Annotated in this window: 14 protein-coding genes; 10 read left to right on the top strand and 4 right to left on the bottom strand. The window is 65.9% G+C overall.

The features are described from left to right. Positions 1-100: 100 nt before the first annotated feature. Positions 101-2866: a bifunctional [glutamate--ammonia ligase]-adenylyl-L-tyrosine phosphorylase/[glutamate--ammonia-ligase] adenylyltransferase gene (glnE, locus tag ATF69_RS08605; RefSeq protein ID WP_146870591.1), complete on the bottom strand. Its 2766-nt coding sequence runs from the start codon at positions 2864-2866 to the stop codon at positions 101-103. 143 nt (positions 2867-3009) lie between these two features. On the opposite strand from glnE, the gene ATF69_RS08610 reads away from it, so the two are divergent. From ATF69_RS08610 to ATF69_RS08625, 4 genes are all read left to right on the top strand, one after another. Next, positions 3010-7167 (top strand): YhdP family protein, encoded by a 4158-nt coding sequence (locus ATF69_RS08610; RefSeq protein ID WP_146870592.1) that lies wholly within the window; start codon positions 3010-3012, stop codon positions 7165-7167. Beyond that, a complete protein-coding gene (locus tag ATF69_RS08615) occupies positions 7164-7979 on the top strand; it encodes a carbon-nitrogen hydrolase family protein (RefSeq protein ID WP_146870593.1) in 816 nt (271 codons plus the stop codon). The genes ATF69_RS08610 and ATF69_RS08615 overlap by 4 nt, the downstream gene beginning before the upstream one ends. Then, positions 7976-10024, top strand: coding sequence for a two-component system sensor histidine kinase NtrB (locus ATF69_RS08620; RefSeq protein WP_244303679.1), 2049 nt, complete (start codon positions 7976-7978; stop codon positions 10022-10024). Before ATF69_RS08615 ends, ATF69_RS08620 begins: the two co-directional genes overlap by 4 nt. Before the next feature lie 85 nt (positions 10025-10109). After that, positions 10110-10739 (top strand): response regulator transcription factor, encoded by a 630-nt coding sequence (locus tag ATF69_RS08625; protein WP_146870594.1) that lies wholly within the window; start codon positions 10110-10112, stop codon positions 10737-10739. A 36-nt stretch (positions 10740-10775) separates the two neighbouring features. On the opposite strand, the gene ATF69_RS08630 is transcribed toward ATF69_RS08625, so the two are convergent. Further along, on the bottom strand, positions 10776-11426 hold the full coding sequence (locus ATF69_RS08630) for a YiaD family glycine zipper/OmpA-like lipoprotein (RefSeq protein WP_146870595.1): 651 nt from the start codon (positions 11424-11426) through the stop codon (positions 10776-10778). 197 nt (positions 11427-11623) lie between these two features. Then, a complete protein-coding gene (locus tag ATF69_RS23145) occupies positions 11624-11767 on the bottom strand; it encodes a hypothetical protein (RefSeq protein ID WP_165836524.1) in 144 nt (47 codons plus the stop codon). On the opposite strand from ATF69_RS23145, the gene mltA reads away from it, so the two are divergent. Next, entirely contained in the window at positions 11700-12923 is a 1224-nt protein-coding gene (mltA, locus tag ATF69_RS08635; protein ID WP_121941332.1) for a murein transglycosylase A, read from the top strand. The two genes, ATF69_RS23145 and mltA, sit on opposite strands and share 68 nt — an antisense overlap. A gap of 73 nt (positions 12924-12996) precedes the next feature. Here the strand turns inward: mltA and ATF69_RS08640 are convergent, their stop codons facing one another. Next, positions 12997-13482, bottom strand: a complete 486-nt coding sequence (locus ATF69_RS08640) for an Lrp/AsnC family transcriptional regulator (RefSeq protein ID WP_056067858.1) — start codon at positions 13480-13482, stop codon at positions 12997-12999. A gap of 187 nt (positions 13483-13669) precedes the next feature. On the opposite strand from ATF69_RS08640, the gene ATF69_RS08645 reads away from it, so the two are divergent. From ATF69_RS08645 to ATF69_RS08665, 5 genes are all read left to right on the top strand, one after another. Then, entirely contained in the window at positions 13670-17239 is a 3570-nt protein-coding gene (locus ATF69_RS08645; RefSeq protein WP_146870596.1) for an indolepyruvate ferredoxin oxidoreductase family protein, read from the top strand. Positions 17240-17538: 299 nt separating this feature from the next. After that, entirely contained in the window at positions 17539-17874 is a 336-nt protein-coding gene (gene yajC / locus ATF69_RS08650; RefSeq protein ID WP_015016243.1) for a preprotein translocase subunit YajC, read from the top strand. 112 nt (positions 17875-17986) lie between these two features. Further along, entirely contained in the window at positions 17987-19870 is a 1884-nt protein-coding gene (gene secD, locus ATF69_RS08655; protein ID WP_146870597.1) for a protein translocase subunit SecD, read from the top strand. A 12-nt stretch (positions 19871-19882) separates the two neighbouring features. After that, positions 19883-20833, top strand: coding sequence for a protein translocase subunit SecF (gene secF, locus ATF69_RS08660; protein ID WP_056742880.1), 951 nt, complete (start codon positions 19883-19885; stop codon positions 20831-20833). Positions 20834-20850: 17 nt separating this feature from the next. Continuing rightward, a complete protein-coding gene (locus ATF69_RS08665; RefSeq protein WP_146870598.1) occupies positions 20851-23250 on the top strand; it encodes a DUF1631 domain-containing protein in 2400 nt (799 codons plus the stop codon). Positions 23251-23355 lie beyond the last annotated feature (105 nt).

Here is a 23355-nt window from a genome sequence, read left to right on the forward strand (position 1 = left end):
CAGATGGGATAGAGGTCTTGCACCGTCCCAATATATGGCGGGGAGGGGAAAGGCGACCCCTCCAGAAGTCGGCCATCCCTTGCGGAGTGCGCCCGGCCGATCAGGCCGATGGGGCGGCGGAGCCGAAGACTGCCGACCACAGCGCCAGCACGGCATCGCGTTCGGCCTGCAGTGCGGGTGGCGTGACCTGGGTGGGCGCCTCGTCCAGCCGCGCCACGTGTTGTACCCGGCGCAGTTCGCGGTAGGCGTCGGCGGCTGCGTGGCCCACGCCTGGGGGCAGCAGGCCCACTTGCTCGGCCCGCTGCAGCAGTGCAATGTTGCCCAGGTTGCCCCGCAATTCGGGGTGGGCGGCAGACTGCGAGAGCACCAGGTACTGCACGGCAAATTCGGCGTCCACCATGCCGCCCGGGCTGTGCTTCACGTCGAAGCGACCGGCGGGCGTGGGGTGGGCTGAGCGCACCCGCTCGCGCATGGTCACGATCTCGCCCCTCAACGCCAGCGGGTCGCGGGCAGACGTGATGACGGCCTCGCGCACAGCGTCAAAGCGCTCGCGCAAGGCCTCGCTGCCCATCACGAACCGCGCGCGTGTCATGGCCTGGTGCTCCCAGGTCCAGGCGGTGTTGCTGCCGCGTTGCTGCTGGTAATTGGCGTAGGCCTCGAAGCTCGTCACCAGCAGGCCCGAGTTGCCATTGGGCCGCAGGGCCGTGTCGATCTCGTACAGGTCACCCTCGCCGGTCTTGACGGTGAGCCAGTTGATGAGCTTGCGCACAAAGGCCGCATACACCTCGGGGGCGCGTTCGTCGTCGTCATCAAATACAAAGACGATGTCCAGGTCGCTGCCGTAGCCCAGCTCCTTGCCGCCCAGCTTGCCGTAGCCAATGATGGCGAACTGGGGCTCGTCGCGGTGGCGGTTCTTGAGGCGGCTCCAGCACCACTGGCTGGTGATGCGCAGGACGCTGTCGGCCAGCGCGCTCAGGTCGTCGGCCACCTGCTCGACGGTGATGCGGCGCTCCACGTCGCGGGCCAGGGTGCGGAAGGTCTCTGCATGCTGCGCGCGGCGCAGCAGGTTGAGCAGGGTTTCGTCGTCGTCCTCGCCGGTGGACCGCAGCGACGCCAGGCGCATGCCCAGCTCGCGTTCAAAGTCGGCCACCACAAAACGCTCGGACAGCAGCGCATCGCCCACCAGCTCGTCGATCACGCCGGGGTGCTGCAGCAGATAACGCGCGGGCCACTTGGCTGCGCCCAGCAGGTGCAGCAGCTGCTCGTGCACCGAGGGCCGTTCCAGCAGCAGCGCCAGATAGCTTTCGCGCCGCAGCAGCGGTTCCAGCCAGTTGGCCAGGCGCACGGTGGCCTCTTCGGTGACGCGTCCTTCCTTGAGCCACTGGGCCGTGCGCTGCACCAGGCGGAACAGGCGGGCCCGCGCCTCGTCACGCAGCCCGGCCACGCGCGGGTGGTTGCGCCATTCAGCCACACGCTCGCGAAAGCCCGGTGGCAGTTGCTCCAGCAGGCCTTCCAGCTCTGGAGGCGGCGGTGCCGCCGCCCGGGGGCCACCACAGCCACCGCCACTGCATTGTTTTTTGCCGTTGCCACCCAGCAGGGTGTCGAACTCCTGGGCCACCAGCTCGCGGTGTGCGTCCAGCTCGTGCAGGAAGGCGCAGCAGTCCTTGTAGCCCAGGGTGCTGGCGATCCAGGCCAGGTCATCGTCGCGTGTGGGCAGCACGTGGGTCTGCTGGTCGTCCAGGTACTGGATGCGGTGCTCCACCCGTCGCAGGAACACATAGGCTCGGGCCAGCGCGTCGGCGGTTTCCTGCGGCATCAGGCCCGCATGGGCCAGGCGCTGCAGCGCATCCAGCGTGGGGCGGCGGCGCAGCTCGGGGAACTGCCCGCCGCGCACCACCTGCAGCAGCTGCACGGTGAATTCGATCTCGCGGATGCCACCGCGCGAGAGCTTGACGTCGTTGGCACGCTCGGGGTGCCCGGCGCTGCGTTTGGACGCATGGTCCCGGATCTGGCTGTGCAGCGAGCGCAACGCATCGAACACGCTGTAGTCCAGGTAACGGCGAAACACAAACGGCAGCACCACGCCGCGCAGGGCCTGCACCTCGGGGCGGCCGATGCACTCGCGGGGGGCCACCACGCGGCTTTTGAGCCAGGCAAAACGCTCCCATTCGCGGCCCTGCACCTGCAGGTATTCCTCCAGCGCGGCCAGGGACACCGATGCGGGGCCCGAGTTGCCGTTGGGCCGCAGGGCCAGGTCCACCCGGAAGACAAAGCCATGCTCGGTGGTGTCGCCCACCAGGCTGTAGATGGCCTTGACGGCGCGCGCAAAGTATTCGTGGTTGGAGATGCGGCCCCGGCCATCGGGCATGCCGGCGGTTTCGCCATCGTGCTCATACACATAGATGAGGTCGATGTCGCTCGAGACATTGAGCTCGCGGGCGCCCAGTTTGCCCATGCCGATGATCCACAGCTGCACGGGCTGGCCCTGTGGGCCGCGCGGGGCACCATGGCGTTCGTCCAGCTCGCGGCGCGCCTGCTGGCAGGCGCGGTCCAGGGCCAGCTCGGCCAGTTCGGTCACGGCCCGGGTGATGTCGGCCAGCGGTGTCTGCGCTTCGCAGTCCAGCTGGATCAGCCGTTCCATGACCAGCTGGCGCAGCACCCGCAGCGCGGTGCCGGTGTCGCAGCCACGCGCGCACAGAGCGTCGTAGGCCTGCTCCATGGTCGCAAGCACCGGAACACCGGGTGGCAGCAGCGGCAGGTCGTTGGCGTAGCGGCGGTGCAGGCGCTGGTAGAAGCGGGAATGCTCGGCCAGAGGTCCCTCGGGCAGGGGCTGATGGCAGCGGGGGTCAGACAGAGAAGGATGCATGGCAGCCACAGCCGGATGTTGGACGGGAAGCGGGGTGCTGGTCTGCGGGCCCGACGGCATACAAAAGCTCACTGGGCACTCGGGACACGAGTGAACCCACGCCAGGGCTGCGGGTCATAATTCCTGCCACTTTCCATCTCACCATGATCGATCCCACCTCGCACCCCTCACGCCTGCTGAAAATAGTCGCAGGTTTTGCACGGTGGTCGCTGGGCTTGTTGCTCGCCTTCTGGCTGTTGCTGACCATCGCATGGGGGGCTCTTCATGGCTGGATTGTGCCGCGAATCGGTGATTTCCGCCCACAGTTGCAGGCGCAGGCCGCACGGGTATTGGGGGTTCCCGTGCAGATCGGCGCCATCGTGGCCCGCACCGAGGGGCTGATCCCGTCCATCGAGCTGTCTGATGTCGCGCTGCTGGATGCCTCGGGCCGCACTGCGTTGCGCCTGCCCCGGGTGGTGGTGGCGCTGTCACCCCGTTCGTTGCTGCAGTGGGGGTTCGAGCAGCTTTACATCGAAGGCCCCGACCTGGATGTGCGCCGGGCGAGTGACGGACGCATCTATGTGGCGGGGCTGGAGTTTGCCCAGAACCAGGGCGACAGCAGCGCGGCGGCCGACTGGTTGTTCTCGCAGGGCGAGGTCTACATCAAGGACGGCACGGTGCGCTGGACCGATGAGCAGCGCGGCGCTCCCGAGCTGGCGCTGGAAAAGGTGGATCTGGTTTTGCGCAACGGCAACTGGCGCCACAACCTCCGGGTGGATGCCACGCCGCCGCCGGAATGGGGGGACCGTTTCAGCCTGGTCGGCTTGTTTCGCGCGCCGCTGCTGCGCGCCCGCGATGGCAACTGGAAGCACTGGAACGGTCAGGTGTTTGCGCACTTCACGCGGGTCGATGTGTCGCATCTGCGGCACCACGCCGATGTGGGCATCGAGGTGGCGCAGGGCCGGGGCGCGCTGCGGGCCTGGGCCGATGTGCGCAGCGGCCAGGTGGTGGGGGGCACGGCCGACCTGGCGCTGGCCGATGTGAACACCACGCTGGCCGCCGATCTGCGCCCGCTGGTTCTTCCTTCCATCCAGGGCCGGCTGGGGGGGCGGAGGCTCACCGGCGGCTTTGAGTTCTCGACGCAGGCGCTGCAGTTCCAGACCGATGACGGTCTGACCTGGCCCGGCGGCAACTTGCGGCTGGTGCACACCGATGCCAACGGCAAGGCCCCGGCGCAAGGCGAGTTGCGGGCTGACCGGCTGGACCTGGCGGCCCTGGCGCAGGTGGCCAGCCGCCTGCCGCTGGGGACGGTCGCCCACGACGCCTTGCGCTCTTACACGCCCCAAGGGCTGGTGGAAGAGATCCAGGCCACCTGGAAGGGACCTCTGGATGCGTTGCAGCAGTACCAGGTCAAGGGGCGTATCCAGGGGCTGGCACTGGCGGGTGCCACGGATGGCTCGGCCCCCGCCCACCTGGGTCTGCGTGGCGCCAATGTGGACATCGACATGAACCAGGCAGGGGGCAAGGCGGCACTGACCATGGCGTCAGGTGCGCTGGTGCTGCCAGGGGTGTTCGAGGAACCCGTCCTGCCGCTGGACCGGTTCAGTGCCGACGTGCGCTGGCAGCTGGACGGTAGCCGTATTGCCGTGCAGGCCAATGATGTGCAGTTCGCCAACGCCGATGCGCAGGGCGATGCCCGTGCCACCTGGCACACCAGCGACGCATCCAAGGCGCCACACCGGTCGCGCTTTCCGGGGGTGCTGGACCTCACGGGCACGCTGCACCGCGCCGACGGCACCCGGGTGCACCGCTACCTGCCCCTGTCCATTCCTGCCGAATCCCGCCACTATGTGCGCGACGCGGTGGTCGCCGGCAGCGCCAGCAATGTGCAGTTCCGCGTCAAGGGCGATCTGCATGACCTGCCCTTCAACGATCCCAAGCAGGGCGAGTTCCGCATTGCGGCGCGCGTCAAGGACGTGACTTATGCCTACGTTCCTATTGCGCTGCAGCCTGCGGGCACACTGCCCTGGCCTGCGTTGACTGACCTCGGCGGCGAGCTGATTTTTGAGCGTTCGTCCATGCAGGTGCGCGGCGCCAGCGGCGGCTTTGCAGGCAGCAAGGGCCTGCGGCTGTCCAAGGTCGATGCCCGCATTCCAGACCTGGCGCACACCGTGGTGGGCGTGAGCGCCGATGCACGCGGCCCGCTGGCAGAGCTGCTCACGCTCATGACCACATCACCGCTGGGCCGTATGACAGGCAATGCGCTGGAGCAGGCCAGCGGCACGGGCAATGCCGACTTCCAGTTGCGACTGAGCCTGCCCATCAGCGACATCAACAAATCCAAGGTGCAGGGCAGCGTCACGTTGGCTGGCAATGAGCTGCGCATCAACCCCGACACCCCGGCGCTCACCCGCGTGCGGGGCGCTGTGCAGTTCAGCGAGACCGGGTTTTCGCTGTCCAATGTGCAGGCCCAGGCGCTGGGCGGCCCCGTGCGGCTGGAAGGCGGCATGCGTGCGCTGGCGGCCAATGCCCCGGCCACCGAGTCGGCGGTGCAGATCCGTGCGCAGGGCACCGCCACGGCCGAAGGCCTGCAGCAAACCCCGCAGCTGGGCATGTTGTCGCAACTGGCGCGGCGTGCCACCGGCAGCGCACCGTACACGCTGGCCCTGTCGTTTCGCCGGGGGGTGCCCGAGCTGCAGGTCAACACCAGCCTGCAGGGCCTGGCCTTGGCCTTGCCGCCCCCGCTGGGCAAGACGGCGGACAGCAGCCTGCCCCTGCGCTTTGACAACCAGGTGGCGCGCGAATCACTGGTGGGCTTGGCGAGCAGCAACGGCAACGGGAGCAGTGCCCCCCCGTTGCGGGACCAGATCGTATTGGACCTGGGATCACTTGGTTCCGCCACCTACCTGCGCGACCTGAGCGGCCCCCAGCCGCGCGTGCTGCGCGGCGCCATCGGTATGGGCCTGAGCAACGGCGAGTCCGCCCCGATGCCTGCGCAAGGCGTGGCTGCCAACATCAACCAGGGCAGGCTGGATGTGGACGCCTGGGACGAGGTGCTCACCCGGGCCACTGCCGCCGAGCCCGCCCCTCGGGGTGCCGCAGTGGCGACCACGCCTGCCGGGCAGGCCGTGGCACAGGACTATCTGCCCACCACCCTGGCGCTGCGCGCGCGCGAGCTCACGTTGCAAGGCCGCACGCTGCACAACGTGGTGGCAGGTGCGCTGCGCGACGGCTCCACCTGGCGTGCCAACCTCGATGCCACCGAACTCAATGGCTACCTGGAGTACCGCCAGCCCGGATCGCCCGACTTCAGCAACGGCCGTTTGTTTGCCCGGCTGTCGCGTGTGAACATGCCGCAAAGCGACGTGACCCAGGTCGAAGAACTGCTCAACGAGCAACCGGGCAACCTGCCTGCGCTGGACATCGTCGTGGAGGATTTCGAGCTGCGTGGCAAGCGGCTGGGACGGGTGGAGATGGAGGCCCAGAACCGGGGCGGCGAGGGGGTGCAGCGCGAATGGCGCCTGTCCAAGTTCAATATCACGGCGCCCGAAGCGGCTTTCACTGCCAACGGCAACTGGGCGGTGCTCAATGCAGCCTCTGCAGGCCCCCGTTCGGCCGAGCGGCGCACCGTGCTCAGCTTCAAGCTCGATATCCGCGACTCGGGCGATCTGCTGGCCCGCCTGGGCATGGCCAACGTGGTGCGGCGCGGCAAGGGCCGCATGGAAGGGCAGGTGGGCTGGATTGGCGCTCCCTTCAGCCCCGATTACCGCAGCATGACCGGGCAGATCAACCTGAATGTCGAATCCGGCCAGTTTCTGAAGGCTGATCCTGGTCTGGCCAAGCTGCTGGGCGTGCTCAGCCTGCAATCCTTGCCGCGCCGCTTGACACTGGATTTTCGCGATGTGTTCAGTGAAGGTTTTGCGTTTGATTTTGTACGCGGTGATGTACGCATCGAGCGCGGCGTGGCCACCACCAACAACCTGCAGATGAAGGGCGTCAATGCGGCCGTACTGATGGAAGGCAGCGCCAACATCGACCAGGAGACGCAGGACCTGCGTGTGGTAGTGGTGCCAGAGATCAACGCCATGACGGCGTCGCTTGTGGCCACGGCCATCAACCCGGTGATTGGTCTGGGCAGCTTTTTGGCACAGGTGTTTTTGCGCGGTCCGCTCATCGAGGCTGCCACGCAGGAATTCCGCATCGATGGCACCTGGGCCGACCCGCGGGTGGTGCGCGTAGCCCGCCGCGGGCGCGAATCGAGCCCTGCCACCGAGGCGACGCCCCGGGCCAACCCACCCCCCAAGACTGGAGAACCTTCATGAAAGTCGCCGCCATCCAGATGGTGTCTGGCATCGCGCTGGACGATAACCTGCGCGTTGCGCGCCAGCTGCTGGAACAGGCTGCGCAGGGCGGCGCTGAGCTGGCGGTGCTGCCGGAGTATTTTTGCCTGATGGGGCACAAGGACACTGACAAGCTCGCCTTGCGCGAGACCGCTGGTTCCGGCGTGATCCAGCAGTTTCTGGCCGATATCGCGCGCGCGCTTGAGATGTGGATCGTGGGCGGCACGCTGCCGATGGCCACGGGTACGCCGGACCGTGTGCGCAACACGACGCTGGTCTTCGACCCGACGGGTGCCTGTGTGGCGCGCTACGACAAGATCCATCTCTTTCGCTTCAGCAACGGCGCTGAACAGTACGACGAAGGCCGTGTCATCGACGCCGGTGACACCCCGGTGCAGTTTGATCTGCAAGCGCGCAGCGGTCAGCGCTGGCGGGTGGGGTTGTCCGTGTGTTACGACCTGCGCTTTCCGGAGTTGTACCGCGCGCATGCCCGCGCAGGTGCGGACCTGCTGCTGGTGCCCAGCGCCTTCACGCACACCACGGGTCAGGCGCACTGGGAAGTGTTGCTGCGTGCCCGCGCGGTGGAAAACCTGGCCTATGTACTCGCCCCTGCCCAAGGCGGTGTGCACGCCAACGGCCGCCACACCTGGGGCCACAGCATGCTGGTGGACCCCTGGGGCAGCATCATCGCGCAGCACGATCAAGGCGCTGGCGTGGTAGCCGGCGAGCTGGACGCGCAGCGCCTGAGTGCCGTGCGCGCTCAGCTGCCAGCATTGACCCACCGCGTCCTGTGAAGCCAACGCCCGTCAAACGCACCCTGCTGCAGCGCTGGCGCGGAGCCTGGCGGCGCTGGTCGTTGTGGACGGCGCTGGTGCTGCTCGTGGTGTCCATGCTTGCCACCATGGTGTGGCTGGCCGGGCGCTATGAAGCCAGCCAGGTGCAGACCCGCCTGGAGCGGGACACCGCCGATGCAGTCTCGGACATCCGCACCGCGCTGACGCACAACCTGCAAAGCCTGCAGGCACTCCCCAGCGACAACCCGAGCCATCTGGCCTGGGAGGTCGAGGCGTCTGACCTGCTGCGTAACCGGCGCGAGCTCGTGCGTATTGAGCTGCGCGATGCGAATCTGCGCATGCGCACCCACGTGCAGTCACCCTACCGCCCGGTGGCCTGGGACATGCGGCTGCGCGATAGTGGCCAGTCGGACCTCACTATCGCCTGTGCCAACGCGCGTCGCCTGGGGGGGCCAGCGTATTCCAGCAGCTACTTTCAGCCCCATGGTGACGGCCTGGGCTCGGAGATGATGGAACTGTGTGTTCCGTTGTCTGCCAGCGGACGCACCATGGGGTATCTGGTCGCGACGTATGCGCTGCAGGACATCCTGGCCAATCTGGTGGGGCACAACCTCACGCGCAGCCAGGAAGCCTCCTTCACAGAGGCCGACGGCACCCGGCTGGCGGTGCTGGGAGCGGCGCGACGGGGGTCGCGCATGTTCTCGGCACAGCATCTGCTGGACTTGCCAGGCAGTACATTGGTGCTGCGCATGGACAGCTGGCACAGTGCACCCAGCCTGTTCCCCAATGTGTTGACGGCCCTGGTCACGGCCATGTCGATTGCGCTGGTGACGGTGATGGTAGTGCTGGTGCGCGACAACCGCCGCCGCCTGCGTGCCGAGCGTGACCTGGCCGATGCGCTGGCCTTTCGCAAGGCGATGGAGGACTCGCTGGTGACCGGGCTTCGCGCGCGCGACCTGGAGGGGCGCATCACCTACGTCAACCCGGCCTTCTGCGAGATGGTGGGCTTCAGCCCGCAGGAGCTGCTGGGCCTGAGCATGTCGGCACCCTATTGGCCCCCCGAGCGTGTGGAGGAATACCGCCAGCGCCAGGCCATCCGTTTTGCCGGCACCATGCCGCCGCGCGAGGGATTTGAGTCCGAGTTCATGCGCAAGGACGGCACGCGGTTTCCCGTGCTGATCATCGAGGCCCCGCTCATCAATGCCCAAGGCCAGCACACCGGCTGGATGAGCGCGTTCCTGGACATCAGTGAACAGCGCCGGGTCGAGGAGCTGTCCCGCGCCTCGCAGGAGCGGCTGCAGGCCACTGCGCGGCTGGCCACGGTGGGCGAGATGGCTTCGTTGCTCAGCCATGAACTCAACCAGCCGCTGGCCGCCATCTCCAGCTACGCCAATGGCTCCATCAACCTGCTGGAACATGCCACTCCCGCCAGTGCGTCTGTACCCGAGCCCGACGCGCTGGAGGATGTGCGCATGGCCATGCGCCAGATTGCCCGCCAGGCCGAGCGAGCGGGCCGAGTGATCAAAAGTGTTCACGACTTCGTCCGGCGCCGCGACCAAGCCCGTGAGGCAGTGCATGCGCAGCAATTGCTCGATGCCATCCTGCCGCTGGTGAGCCTGCAGGCCCGCAAACTGGGCGTGCGCGTCAACACATCGGTGGAGCAGGGCCTGGCGCCCGCGCTGTGTGACCGTACGATGGTGGAGCAGGTATTGCTGAACCTGGCGCGCAATGCCATGCAGGCGATGGATGATCCCGGCGTGCGCAATCGCGTGCTGGATATCCGGGTGCGGCGTGCTGCCTCCAATCCGCACAACGGCTGGATTGAATTTGCTGTGACCGATGTGGGAACCGGGATTCCCCCCGAGGTCGCAGAAAAACTGTTCACCCCGTTTTTCACCACCCGCCCGGAGGGCATGGGCTTGGGGTTGAGCATGTGCCGCACCGTCATTGAACAACACGGCGGTTTTCTCGGATTTGCGCCGAATGAGCCCCGTGGTACGGTATTCACCTTCACGCTGCCCGTGAACAATGGAGCCACCCCCTGAGGCAGTTACGGCGGCCAGCGCTGGGGCTTTGGCGCTTTCATCGTCTGCGCGTGACTGACATTGCAATGGACAACTGAACTGATCTATGGAGCCCATCACCAACGCCACCGTGTACATCGTGGACGATGACGCCAGCGTGCGCGAGGCACTGGCCTGGCTGCTGCGCTCGCGCAGGCTGCCCAGCGAGTCCTTTGATTCGGCCGAAGCCTTCGATGCCCTGCTGCAAAAGCGGCCCCCCCAACGCCAGCCCTGTTACCTGCTGCTGGATGTGCGTATGCCTGGCATGAGCGGGCTGGCACTGTTTGACGTGTTGGCCGCGCGGGGCGACCTGGCCACCATGCCGGTGATCTTTCTCACTGGTCATGCGGACGTGCCCACCGCCGTGGACACCGTCAAGCGGGGGGCCTTTGATTTTTGCGAGAAGCCGTTTTCCGACAACGCGCTGGTGGACCGCATCGAGCAGGCACTCGCCCAATCGGCCGAGCGGCTGGCCCAGGTGCGCGAACGCAGTGACTTGCAGGTGCGGCTGAGCGAACTGACCGAGCGGGAGCGTGATGTGATGGACCTGGTGGTGGCCGGTCTTCCCAACAAGCTCATCGCTGACCAGCTCGACATCAGCGTGCGCACGGTCGAGGTTCACCGCTCACGGGTGTTCGACAAGATGCAGGTCAAGTCCGCTGTGGAGTTGGCCAACCTGCTGCGCACGGGTAACTGAGCCCACCTTCTGGCGGGGAGTTCGCAGTCCGGGCGATCAGCCCCGCGGTCGTTCGCCCACAAAAATCTCGACCCGCCGGTTGCGCGCACGGCCCTCGGCGGTATCGTTGGTAGCGATGGGGTAACGCTCGCCCATGCCTTCGATCACGATGCGGCGGCCATCCACACCGCGCGCTGTCAGGTAGCTGCGGGTGCTTGCGGCGCGGTCCATCGACAAGGGGTTGTTGGTGGCATCGCTGCCTGTGCTGTCGGTGTGCCCCACGATGCGTACGTCAGTGTTCGAGTTGTTGCGCAGGCCTGCGGCAAACTGGTCCAGGACCGGCGCGAAGTTGGGCTGGATGTCCGAGCGGCCCACGGCAAACGAGATGTCGCTGGGGATATTGAGCTTGAGCTGGTTGTCAGCCGTCTGGGTCACGGCGATACCGGTGCCCTGGGTGGCCTGTTCCATCTCGCGCTTTTGGCGCTCCATGTTTTGCGACCAGATGTAGGTGCCCAGTGCCCCGACACCGGCCCCCACCACGGCGCCGGTCCCGGCGCTGCCGCCGGTCGCGGAGCCGATGACCGCGCCTGCCAGCGCCCCAATGCCAGCTCCGGTGGCTGTGCGGCGCTGGGTGTCATCCATGCTGGCGCATCCGGTAACCAGAACGATGGCGGCGGCAGCGCCGAGAATTTGAATGTGTGTGCGCATGTGTGTGCTCCTTGAAAAGCGGTGGCGCTGGGTGGGCGGGCCTTGCACCCGCCGCGCTGTCGGAGCGTTATCGCGTCCCGTGCAGTGGCATCACCCAGCTCACGCCATCGTGGGGCCCGTGATGAAGCTGTGCCATCGGCGCGCTGGCCCATCGGTTGTAGGACAGGGCCGTCCCTGGGGCGCAACTCACTGCCCGTTCAAGGCGCTGGCGGATGCTTGTCGCTGTCGGCGGGCGGTGGGGACTTCAGTTCCCCTCCCTTGCGGCCCGAGAACATGGTCCACCACACGATAGCCACCAGTACCACCAGCGCCAGCAGCGCTTCAAGCAAAATCAGCCCCATGAAATTGACACTCCTGCGCGTTGCGTTGACCGCGCTGATTGTAGGAACGCTGGCCGCCTGCTCCACGCCCCCTGCCCCAGTCCCCGCACGCCCTGGGGGCACTCCTGCGCCGCTGCCGCCCAGTGCGGTGGTGCTGCCGGGCGACACCGGCCCGCTGCCATCGCCCATGGCGCAGCCCAAAAGCCGCTGGATTCCCGTGCGCTGGGCCGAGCTGCCGGGCTTTACCGAAGACGCGCTGCACGAAGCCTGGAACGCGTGGATCAAGAGCTGCGAGCGGCCCCAGCCGCCCTTCACTGCGCTGTGCAGCGAGGTCCGGCAGCTGAGCATTGCCACGGCCGATGAGCAGCGCGCCTGGCTCATCGCACGCTTGCAGCCCTACCGCGTCGAGGCCACTGACGGCAACGCCGATGGTCTGCTGACGGCCTACTACGAACCCATGATGGACGCGGCACGCCAGCCCGGCAATGGTTTCACGGTGCCTATCTATCGGGTACCCACCAGCCTGGGGGCGCGCAAGCCCTGGTACACCCGCCAGCAGATTGACACCCTGCCGGAGGCCCAGGCCGCGCTCGCGGGCCGGGCCATTGCGTGGCTGCGTGATCCCATCGAGTCCATGGTGCTGCACATCCAGGGGTCGGGCCGTCTGCGCATCACCGAGCCCGACGGCTCGGTCTCGCTGGTGCGGGTGGCCTACGCAGGCACCAATGACCAGCCCTACCAGAGCGTGGGCCGCTGGCTGCTGGACCAGGGCCTGACGCGCGATGCGACCTGGCCGGGCATCCGCGCCTGGGTGGCCGCGAACCCCCAGCGCACCAATGAGCTGTTGTGGAGCAACCCGCGCTATGTGTTCTTCCGCGAAGAGCCTTTGAGCCCGCTGGACGCCGGGTTTGGCCCGCGTGGTGCGCAGGGCGTGCCCCTGACGCCGGGCCGATCGATTGCGGTGGACCGGCAGAGCATTCCCTACGGCACCCCCGTGTGGCTGGCCTCGTCCGGCCCGCAGGTGCAGCTCAACCGCCTGGTGCTCGCACAGGACACGGGCAGCGCCATCCTCGGTGCAGTGCGTGCGGACTATTTCACGGGTTGGGGGCCAGAGGCGGGTGACATCGCGGGCCGGCTCAAGCAGAACTTGCGCCTTTGGGCGCTGTGGCCGCGCTGAGGCGCTCATGAAATGAGGCGTGGCCCCAATCTGCCCTGCCTTTTGGAGCCAGCAGAGCCAGAGCGGCGCGCCTTCAAGCCCGTGTGCGTGTGAGGTGTGTCAGCGGCAGCGCCCCGCTGGCCTTCACCTCACCCAGCGAGAAGCTGGTGTGCATGTCTTTCACGTTGGGCAGGTTCAGCAGCACGTCACGCGCAAACTGCGAGAAGCTGTCCAGATCCCGTGCCACCACCTGCAGCTCGAAGGTGCCGGTGCCGCTGATGTAGTGGCACGACACCACTTCCGGAATCTGTCGGATGGCTTCCTCCATCTTGCGCGTGAGGTTGCCCGTGCTGCGGTCCGCATCCAGCCGCACGAAGGCCAGTACCCCGAGGCCGATCTTGTGCCGGTCGATCTCTGCGCGGTAGCCCTTGATGAAGCCTTGCTCCTCCAGCGCCCGCACGCGGCGCCAGCAGGGTGCGGCCGACAGGCCCACCCGCTGGGCCAGCTCGGCATTTGTCAGTCGGGCGTCAGCCTGCAGCTCGTTGAGGATGGCGATATCGAATTTGTCGAGAGTGTTCACAAAGTGGTCGAAAAGAGAAAGATCCTTTCTCAGAATAGCCTAAACACGGCACAGAACGCAAAGACATATCAGCGGCGCAGACATACACTTACCTGCACATTAGTGCCGTGGCCCTAAACGGGCCGCAGGTGCTGCCTCAGCGTGCCCACAAGGCGCGGACATCACAAAAGCCATTGGAGACATAGCCATGAACGCCCCCCTGCCCGAGTCCATCCGCAAAGCGCTAGAGACGGTCACTCTGGATGACAAATACACCTTGGGCGAGGGCCGCGCCTTCATGAGCGGCGTGCAGGCCCTCGTGCGCCTGCCCATGCTGCAGCGCCAGCGCGATGCGGCGGCGGGGCTCAATACAGCGGGCTTCATCAGTGGCTACCGGGGCTCGCCCCTGGGCACGTACGACCAGGCGCTGTGGGCCGCCAAGAAGCACCTGGCGGCCAACAACATCGTCTTTCAGCCCGGCGTGAACGAAGAACTGGGCGCCACGGCCGTGTGGGGCACGCAGCAACTCGACCTGTACCCGCAAAGCAAAAAGTTCGATGGCGTCTTCGGCATCTGGTACGGCAAGGGCCCGGGCGTGGACCGCTGCTCGGACGTGTTCAAGCACGCCAACATGGCGGGCACCGCCAAGCACGGCGGCGTGATCGCGATTGCGGGCGACGACCACATCAGCAAGAGCAGCACGGCCGCGCACCAGAGCGACCACATCTTCAAGGCCTGCGGCACGCCGGTGTTCTTTCCGAGCAGCGTGCAAGAGATTCTGGACATGGGCCTTCATGCGTTTGCCATGAGCCGCTTCTCGGGTGTGTGGTCGGGCATGAAGACCATCCAGGAGGTGGTGGAGTCGTCCAGCAGCATCAACATCGACCCGGACCGCGTGAAGATCATCCTGCCCGAGGACTTCGTGATGCCGCCCGGCGGCCTGCACATCCGCTGGCCCGACGCGCCGCTGGAGCAGGAAGCGCGCCTCATGGACTACAAGTGGTACGCAGCCCTGGCGTACATCCGCGCCAACAAGCTCAACTACAACGTGATCGAAGGCAAACAAGACCGCTTCGGCATCATCGCCAGCGGCAAGGCCTACAACGACACGCGCCAGGCGCTGGTGGACTTGGGCCTTGACGACGACACCTGCCGCAGCCTGGGCATCCGCGTACACAAGGTCAACGTGGTGTGGCCGCTCGAAGCCACCATCACGCGTGACTTTGCCCAGGGCCTGCAAGAGATTCTGGTGGTGGAGGAAAAGCGCCAGGTCATCGAGTACCAGCTCAAGGAGGAGCTGTACAACTGGCGCCCCGATGTGCGTCCCAACGTGCTGGGCAAGTTCGACGAGCCCGAGGGCGACGCCACCGGCGGCGAATGGAGCATGCCCAACCCCAGCCAGAACTGGCTGCTGCGCGCCAAGGCCGACCTCACGCCCGCCATCATCGCCAAGGCGATTGCCAAGCGCCTCAAGAAGCTGGGGGTGCCCTCTGACATCGTGGCCCGCATGGAGGCGCGCCTGGCCATCATCGAGGCCAGCGAACGCGCCATGACGGAGCTGCAGGTGGACACGGGCGAACGCGCTCCGTGGTTCTGCAGCGGCTGCCCCCGCAACACTAGCACCCGTGTGCCCGAGGGCTCCCGCGCCGTCGCCGGCATTGGCTGCCACTACATGGTCAACTGGATGCCCGACCGCCGCACTAGCACCTTCACGCAAATGGGCGGCGAGGGCGTGACCTGGGTGGGCCAGCAGCCCTTCACCACGGACGCGCACATCTTTGCCAACCTGGGCGACGGCACCTACTTCCACAGCGGCCTGTTGGCCATTCGCCAGAGCATTGCGGCGGGTGTGAACATCACCTACAAGGTGCTCTACAACGACGCCGTGGCCATGACCGGCGGCCAGCAGGTGGGCGAGCGGCCCGAGGGCCACTCGGTGCTGCAGATCATGAACAGCCTCAAGGCCGAAGGTGTGGCAAAGCTCGTGATCGTGACGGACGAGCCGCACAAATACGACGGTGTGGCCCTGGCCGATGGCGTGACGGTGCACCACCGCGACGAGCTGGACACCATCCAGCGCCAGTTCCGTGAGATCAAGGGCTGCACTGCCATCATTTACGACCAGACCTGCGCCACCGAAAAGCGCCGCCGTCGCAAGCGCGGCAAGCTGGCCACCCCTGACAAGACCGTGGTCATCAACGACCTGGTGTGCGAGGGCTGCGGCGACTGCTCGACGAAGTCGAACTGCCTGAGCGTGGAGCCCGTGGAGACCGAGTTCGGCCGCAAGCGCCGGATCAACCAGAGCACGTGCAACAAGGACTACTCCTGCGTCAACGGCTTCTGCCCGAGCTTTGTGACGGTGGAAGGTGGCCAGCTCAAGAAGCCCAAGAAGGAGAAGAAGGGCGACCTGTCGGCGCTGCCCTCCATTCCTGAGCCCGTGCTACCCGTGGCTGAAAGCGCCTGGGGTATTGTGGTGGGCGGCGTGGGCGGCACGGGCGTGATCACCATCGGCTCGCTGCTGGGCATGGCCGCGCACCTGGACGGCAAGGGCGTGATCACGCAGGACGCCGGGGGCCTGGCGCAAAAGGGCGGCGCTACCTGGAGCCACATCCAGATTGCCAATCGCCCCGACGCCATCTACACCACCAAGGTTGATACCGCCAAGGCCGACCTGGTGATCGGTTGCGACTCCATCGTGGCCGCGCACAAGTACACCCTGGCTGTCATGCAGCCCGGCCGCACCTTTGTGGCGCTCAACACCCACAGCACGCCCACGGCGGCGTTTGTGAACAACCCGGACTGGCAGTTCCCTGGGGGCAACTGCGACGCCGCCATTGCCACCGCCGTAGGCGCGGCAGGTGTGGGCAGCTTTGACGCCGAGCAAGTGGCCACCCAGCTGCTGGGCGACAGCATCTACACCAACCCGCTGATGCTGGGCTACGCCTGGCAAAAGGGCCGCGTGCCACTCACCTACGCATCGCTGATGCGCGCCATGGAATTGAACGGCGTGCAGGTGGACAACAACAAGGCAGCGTTTGAATGGGGTCGCCGCTGCGCGCACGACCTGGCGGCGGTGCAGGCGCTGTTCCAGGCCGCGCAAGTGATCCAGTTCGTCAAGAAGCCGTCGCTGGCCGAGATGGTGGCCAAGCGCGTGGAGTTCCTGACGGGTTATCAGAACGCCGCTTACGCTTCCGAGTACCAGGCCTTCGTCGAGAAAGTGAAGGCGGCGGAAGCAAAACTGGGCAGCGGCACCCGCCTGTCTGAGGCGGTGGCCCGCTACCTGTTCAAGCTCATGGCCTACAAGGACGAGTACGAAGTGGCGCGCCTGCACACCGACAAGGCCTTCACGGACAAGATCGCGAACATGTTCGAAGGCGATTACAAGCTGGTGCACCACCTGGCACCGCCCCTGACCGCCAAGAAGAACGACAAGGGCGAGCTGGTGAAGCAGCCGTTTGGCCCTTGGATGCGCAGCGCCTTCGGCCTGCTGGCCAAGATGAAAGGCCTGCGCGGCACGGCACTGGACATCTTCGGCAAGACCGAGGAGCGCCGCATGGAGCGTGCGCTGATCGTCGAATACCGCGCCTGCGTCGACGAGCTGCTGGCCCGCCTGAACGCTGACAACCTGGCCTTGGCGGTGGAAATTGCCCGCATTCCCGAAGAGATCCGTGGTTACGGCCACGTGAAGGAACGGCACCTGAAGGCGGCGCGTCCCAAGTGGGACGGCCTGATGGCCCAGTGGCGCACGGGCGCCCCGGTCCAGCGTCAGGTCGCCTGATAGGTCTTTCTGCCGTCAGTGTCTCCCACAAAAGCCCGCCTCTGTGCGGGCTTTTGCTATTAATAGTGTAGCTATCGAGGCATGAATCCCTAGCGCATCACCCGTTTTTGGCCTGTATTTCCGCTGGCAGGCCCTTGTGGGGCCCGCAGGTGGAAAACACCCGCTGCGCGCTTGGGTCTTCCCCCTTGGGCGGCGCTCAAGGCGCCGCATACAATGCCCTGTTCTGCCCCCGCAGGCGCTTTGGCGCGTGGTGTGGGCGGGTTGTGTGAATTTTGACCATCCGTTGTGGAGTCCAGTCCGTGTTTATTTCTTCCGCTTTCGCCCAAACCGCACCTGCCGCAGCCGCTGGCGGCGGTGACATCATGTCCTCTCTGACCGGCATGCTGCCCCTGGTGCTCATGTTTGTGGTGCTGTACTTCGTCATGATCCGCCCCCAGATGAAGCGCCAGAAAGAACACCGCGCCATGATCGACGCCATCGCCAAGGGCGATGAAGTGGCTACCGCCGGTGGCATCGTGGGCAAGGTGACGCGCCTGTCCGAAGGGTTTCTGCACATCGAGATCGCCAGTGGCGTGGAAGTGCAAATGCAGCGCAGCGCTGTGGTGCAGGTGCTGCCCAAGGGCTCCGTCAAGTAATCCATGAACATTCCCCTGAGGCGCTGCGCGCCCCGGCCCGTCCGGGCGCGGGGTCGGGGTCGGGGGGCGCTGGCGCGTAGGGCGCCTGCACAACTGAGGTGAGAGCGCGATCATGAACCGTTATCCGGTCTGGAAGTACGCGATCCTGGTGATCGTGCTGCTGGTGGGGGCCTTGTACACCCTGCCCAATTTCTTTGGCGAGGCGCCTGCTGTGCAGGTGTCGTCGGCCAAGGCCACCATCAAGGTGGATACCGCCGTGCAGCAGCGGGTGGAAGAAGCCCTCAAGGCCGCCGGTGTGACACCTGACTTTGTGGCGCTGGAGGGCAACTCGGTGCGCGCGCGTTTCGACACGCCCGACACCCAGCTCAAGGCCAAGGACGCCATCCAGAAGGCGCTTGTGCCTGACGCCAACGACCCTTCCTACATCGTGGCCCTCAACCTCGTGTCGCGTTCGCCGCTGTGGCTCAAGGCCCTGCACGCCAATCCGATGTACCTGGGGCTGGACCTGCGCGGTGGCGTGCACTTCATGCTGCAGGTGGACATGCAGGCGGCGCTGACCAAGAAGTCCGAGTCCTATGCGGGTGACATCCGCACGGCACTGCGCGACAAGAACATCCGCCATGGCGGCATCAGCCGCGACGGCCAGTCCATCGACGTCAAGGTGCGCGATGAAGCCACGGCCACGGCCGCGCGCAACCTGATCGCCGACCAGTTCGCCGATCTCCAGGTCACCACCACGCCAGAAGGCACTGAGTTCAAGCTGCGCGCTTCGATCAAGCCCGAAGCCACACGCCGCGTGCAGGAGCAGGCGCTCAAGCAGAACATGGTCACGCTGCATAACCGTATCAACGAGCTGGGCGTGGCCGAGCCCGTGATCCAGCAGCAGGGTCTGGACCGCATCGTGGTGCAGCTGCCCGGCGTGCAGGACACCGCCAAGGCCAAGGACATCCTGGGGCGCACTGCCACGCTGGAAGTGCGCATGGTGGACGAGGGCACCGAAGCCCGTTCGGCAGAGACAGGCCGCGGCCCTGTGCCGTTCGGCTCCGAGCGCTACCTGGAACGCAACGGCCAGCCCGTCATCGTCAAGAAGCAGGTCATCCTGACCGGCGAAAACCTGACCGATGCGCAGCCGGGCTTTGACGGTCAGACGCAGGAACCCACTGTCAACCTCACGCTGGACGCCAAGGGCTCCCGCATCTTCAAGGACATCACGCGCGAGAACGTGGGCAAGCGCATGGCCATCGTGCTGTTCGAAAAGGGCAAGGGCGAGGTCGTCACGGCCCCTGTCATCCGTTCCGAAATCGGTGGCGGCCGCGTGCAGATTTCGGGCCGCATGACCACGGCCGAGGCCAACGACACCGCCCTGCTGCTGCGCGCTGGCTCGCTGGCCGCGCCCATGGAAATCATCGAGGAATACACCATCGGCCCCAGCCTGGGCGCCGACAACATCGAGCGCGGTATCCACAGCGTGGTGTGGGGCATGGTGGCCATTGCGGTGTTCATGTGCATCTACTACGCACTGTTCGGCATTTTCTCCACCGTCTCGCTGGCGGTGAACGTGCTGCTGCTGCTGGCCATTTTGTCCATGCTGCAGGCCACGCTCACGCTGCCCGGCATTGCTGCCATGGCGCTGGCGCTGGGGGTGGCGATTGACTCCAACGTGCTGATCAACGAGCGCATCCGCGAAGAGCTGCGCGAGGGTGTGTCGCCCCAGGCGGCCATCCACGCGGGGTATGAGCGTGCCTGGGCCACCATCCTGGACTCGAACGTGACCACCTTGATCGCGGGCCTGGCGCTGCTGGCGTTTGGCTCCGGCCCGGTGCGTGGCTTTGCTGTGGTGCACTGCATCGGCATCCTGACCAGCATGTTCTCGGCCGTGTTCTTCTCGCGTGGCCTGGTGAACCTGTGGTACGGCCGCAAGAAGAAGCTCAAGAGCGTGGCCATCGGTCAGGTGTGGAAGCCTGAGTCCGATAGTGCTGTGGCCAAGACGAACTAAAGGAGGAAGACCATGGAATTCTTCCGTATCCGCAAAGACATCCCTTTCATGAAGCACGCGTTGGTCTTCAACGCGATCTCCTTCATCACTTTCGCTCTGGCGGTTTTCTTCCTGCTTACGCGTGGGCTGCACCTGTCGGTGGAGTTCACGGGCGGCACCGTGATGGAAGTGGCCTACAGCCAGCCCGCCGAATTAGCCAAGGTCCGCGACACCGTGGCCGCACTGGGCTACCCCGACGTGCAGGTGCAGAATTTCGGCACCTCGCGTGACGTGATGATCCGCCTGCCCGTGCAAAAGGGCGTGACGTCCGCACAGCAGAGCGAGCAGGTGCTGGGTGCCTTGAAGGCTGCAGACCCCGCAGTGACCTTGCGTCGCACCGAATTTGTAGGTCCGCAGGTGGGCGAGGAACTGGTGCACGGCGGCCTGATGGCGCTGGCCATGGTGGTCGTGGGCATCGTGATCTACTTGGCCTTCCGCTTTGAGTGGAAATTCGGCGTCGCCGCAATCATTGCCAACCTACATGACGTGGTGATCATCCTGGGTTTCTTTGCATTCTTCCAGTGGGAGTTCTCGCTGTCGGTGCTCGCCGGCGTGCTCGCCGTGCTGGGTTACTCGGTGAACGAATCGGTCGTGATCTTCGACCGGATTCGCGAGGCCTTCCGCAAGTACCGCAAGATGACCACGCACGAAGTGATCGACCACGCCATCACCAGCACGATGAGTCGAACCATCATCACCCACGCCTCCACCGAGGCGATGGTGCTGTCGATGTTCTTCTTTGGCGGCCCGAGCTTGCACTACTTTGCATTGGCGCTGACCATCGGTATCCTGTTCGGTATCTATTCCTCGGTGTTCGTGGCGGCGGCTATTGCCATGTGGCTGGGCGTCAAGCGCGAGGACCTCGTCAAGCCCGCCAAAAAGGAGGGGGATCCCAACGATCCCCATGCCGGAGCTACCGTCTGACCCGCTAATATCTGTTCATGCACACCACGCCCCCTTCTGTTCCGCAACGCCGCCTGGCCCGCCAGGCGCGCCAGCGGTTTGTAGAGGGGATCTGTGGAGGGTTGGTGGACCTGGACAAGACCGTCCAGGACTTCCTCACCGCGTTGATGAACCAGACGGGCACAGCCCGCGAGATGCAGTCGCGCCGGGATGCGTGGCTTCTGTACCAGCAAAAACATTCCGCATGGACGGAGCGCGCCGGCAAGGCCTGGCAAGAGGCGCTGGCTCCCCACGTCAGCTCTACACGTGGCCAGCTGGCGGCTGGTGGTGGTGGGCTCAGTCAGTTCGAGCTGCTCAGCGACGATGTGGTCGAGAACAAGATCCTCGCCTCGCGCATGGCGTTGACGGTGAACGAGCAGGTCAGCCATCAGTTCGACACCTTGCGCCAGCGCACCCAGTCGCTGGAGGGGCAGGAGCTGGACAGTAGCGACATCCTGCGACCCGACACGGTATGCCTGTTGCTGGTGGAACAATGGGTGGAGGCAGGGCTACCCCGAACGGACCTGCAAACCGTGGTGGATCCCCTGCAGCGCGAGCTGGCCAATCTGCTCCAGAAGCACTACCAGGCGGTCAACGTGTTCTACGTAGAGCAGGGCATCACGCCGCAGGTCGATCTCAAATCCAAGGTGCGCCGCACGCAGGGTGGCACCGCCACGGGCAGTGGCGGGGGCGATTCGGGTTCCGGGGGCCTGGCTTCGCAGGCCCTGGCGCAGACCCGCCAGGTCATGATGGCCGCGCGCGGAGGAATGCAGCAGCCTCCCGGCATGCCCGCTGGGGCTCGGCCGATGGGGCCACCGGGCACGCAGATGCCGCCCCCTGGACATGGCGGCTACCCCCGGCCACAACACGGAATGCCCACGGCCTTTGCCACGGGCATGACGCCCCTGGCCCGGGCACGCCAGCGTGCGCAGGGTGTGATGGGGCAGCTGCGGCGCCTGCTCACGCAGCCCGCTACGGGCTTTGACATGGTGAATGCGCCCCCCGCGTCGGCGGCGCTGGCCCATGCACTCACCGCGCACCGCGTGCATGCGGACACCTACTACAGCGGCGTCGCTACCCTGATGGAGGACTACAGCCCTGCCGCTGTGGTCCAGCTGGTGGGCGCCGTGCGCGAGCGCTCCACTGAACTCAAGAAGAAAGCGACCACCTCGGGCGAAAAGGCCATCATCGAGGTGGTGGCCCTGATGTTCCAGAGCATCCTCGCCGAAGACCGGATACCGCCCGCCGTGCGGGTGTGGTTTGCCCGGCTGCAGGTGCCCGTGCTGCGCGTGGCCCTGGCCGAGCCCGAATTCTTCAGCAACCTCGACCACCCTGCGCGCAAGCTGATCGACCGCATGGGAGCCTGTGTTCTCGGTTTTGACGCGACCAGCATCAATGGCAGTGCGCTGGAAGCCGAGATTCGCCGCGTGGTGCAGGTGATCGAACAGTACCCCGAGACGGGACGCCGCGTCTTCCAGCTGGTCTATGACGAGTTCGAAAAATTCCTGGCCAAGTTCCTGACCGAAAAGCAGGTCACCTCGCGCCTGGTCAGCGTCGCCCAACAGGTCGAGCAGCGGGAAACGCTGGCGATCCAGTACACCATCGAGCTGCGCACCATGTTGCGCGACATGCCGGTGCGCGACGAGATCCGCGAGTTCCTGTTCAAGACTTGGGCCGAGGTGCTGGCGCTGTCGGCCGTGCGTGACGGCCCTCAACATGCCGACACGGTGGCCTTCAAGCGCACGGCAGCAGACCTCGTCTGGGCCGCCAGCGCCAAACCCAATCGCAGCGACCGGGCCCAGGTCATCCAGAACCTGCCCGCGCTGCTGCAACGCCTGCGCCAAGGGCTGACCCTGCTGGGTGTGAACGGCGCGGCGCAGGATGCGCAGGTCAAAGTGTTGACAGACACCCTTGCCGACGCCTTTTTGTCCAAGACGGCGTCCATTCCCCAGGCGCACATCGATGCCATGGCCAAACGCCTGGCCAACCTCGAAGACTTCATCAGTGATGCCACACTGGGTGACATGCCGCTCAATGCGGACAACATCGAGATGATGCTGGGCATCGACGCCTCGTCCATCCACGTTATTGCTGACAACGGTGCTCCGGTGGACGATGCCATGGTGGCCTGGGCGCAGGATCTGCAGCCTGGCACTTGGTATACGCTGGACCACAACGGTGCATCGGCCCAGGTGCAGTACGCCTGGCAAAGCCAGCGCAAGCAGTTGCACCTGTTTGCTGCGGTGGATGGCAGCAGTTACCTGATCCAGTTGCGCCGCCTGGCGGCGTACCTGCAGGCTGGCTTGCTGGTGGCCCAGGACGAGGAAGGACTCACGTTGCGCGCCACGCGCGATGCCCTGGCCAAGCTGGACGCCAACCCGGAACGATTGCTGGACTGAGCCCCGCAGGCGTTGCTCAGAGCCTGTGTGAGATCTCCTGTGAGATCGTCAACAGGCGCTTTTATCCGGGATGCGTGTTGGCATCCCTTGCGCCCCTCTGGCCCT

It is taken from the genome of Acidovorax delafieldii (assembly GCF_007993815.1).
Classification (GTDB): Bacteria; Pseudomonadota; Gammaproteobacteria; order Burkholderiales; family Burkholderiaceae_C; genus Acidovorax; species Acidovorax delafieldii.

Bases quoted from the DNA above. Each gene is read 5' to 3' on its own strand.
- secD (WP_146870597.1), top strand. From the start codon at position 17,987: ATGAACCGTTATCCGGTCTGGAAGTACGCGATCCTGGTGATCGTGCTG.
- ATF69_RS08610 (WP_146870592.1), top strand. From the start codon at position 3,010: ATGATCGATCCCACCTCGCACCCCTCACGCCTGCTGAAAATAGTCGCA.
- ATF69_RS08625 (WP_146870594.1), top strand. From the start codon at position 10,110: ATGGAGCCCATCACCAACGCCACCGTGTACATCGTGGACGATGACGCC.
- ATF69_RS23145 (WP_165836524.1), bottom strand. From the start codon at position 11,767: ATGGGGCTGATTTTGCTTGAAGCGCTGCTGGCGCTGGTGGTACTGGTG.
- mltA (WP_121941332.1), top strand. From the start codon at position 11,700: ATGGTCCACCACACGATAGCCACCAGTACCACCAGCGCCAGCAGCGCT.
- ATF69_RS08630 (WP_146870595.1), bottom strand. From the start codon at position 11,426: ATGCGCACACACATTCAAATTCTCGGCGCTGCCGCCGCCATCGTTCTG.
- ATF69_RS08665 (WP_146870598.1), top strand. From the start codon at position 20,851: ATGCACACCACGCCCCCTTCTGTTCCGCAACGCCGCCTGGCCCGCCAG.
- ATF69_RS08615 (WP_146870593.1), top strand. From the start codon at position 7,164: ATGAAAGTCGCCGCCATCCAGATGGTGTCTGGCATCGCGCTGGACGAT.
- ATF69_RS08645 (WP_146870596.1), top strand. From the start codon at position 13,670: ATGAACGCCCCCCTGCCCGAGTCCATCCGCAAAGCGCTAGAGACGGTC.
- secF (WP_056742880.1), top strand. From the start codon at position 19,883: ATGGAATTCTTCCGTATCCGCAAAGACATCCCTTTCATGAAGCACGCG.
- glnE (WP_146870591.1), bottom strand. From the start codon at position 2,866: ATGCATCCTTCTCTGTCTGACCCCCGCTGCCATCAGCCCCTGCCCGAG.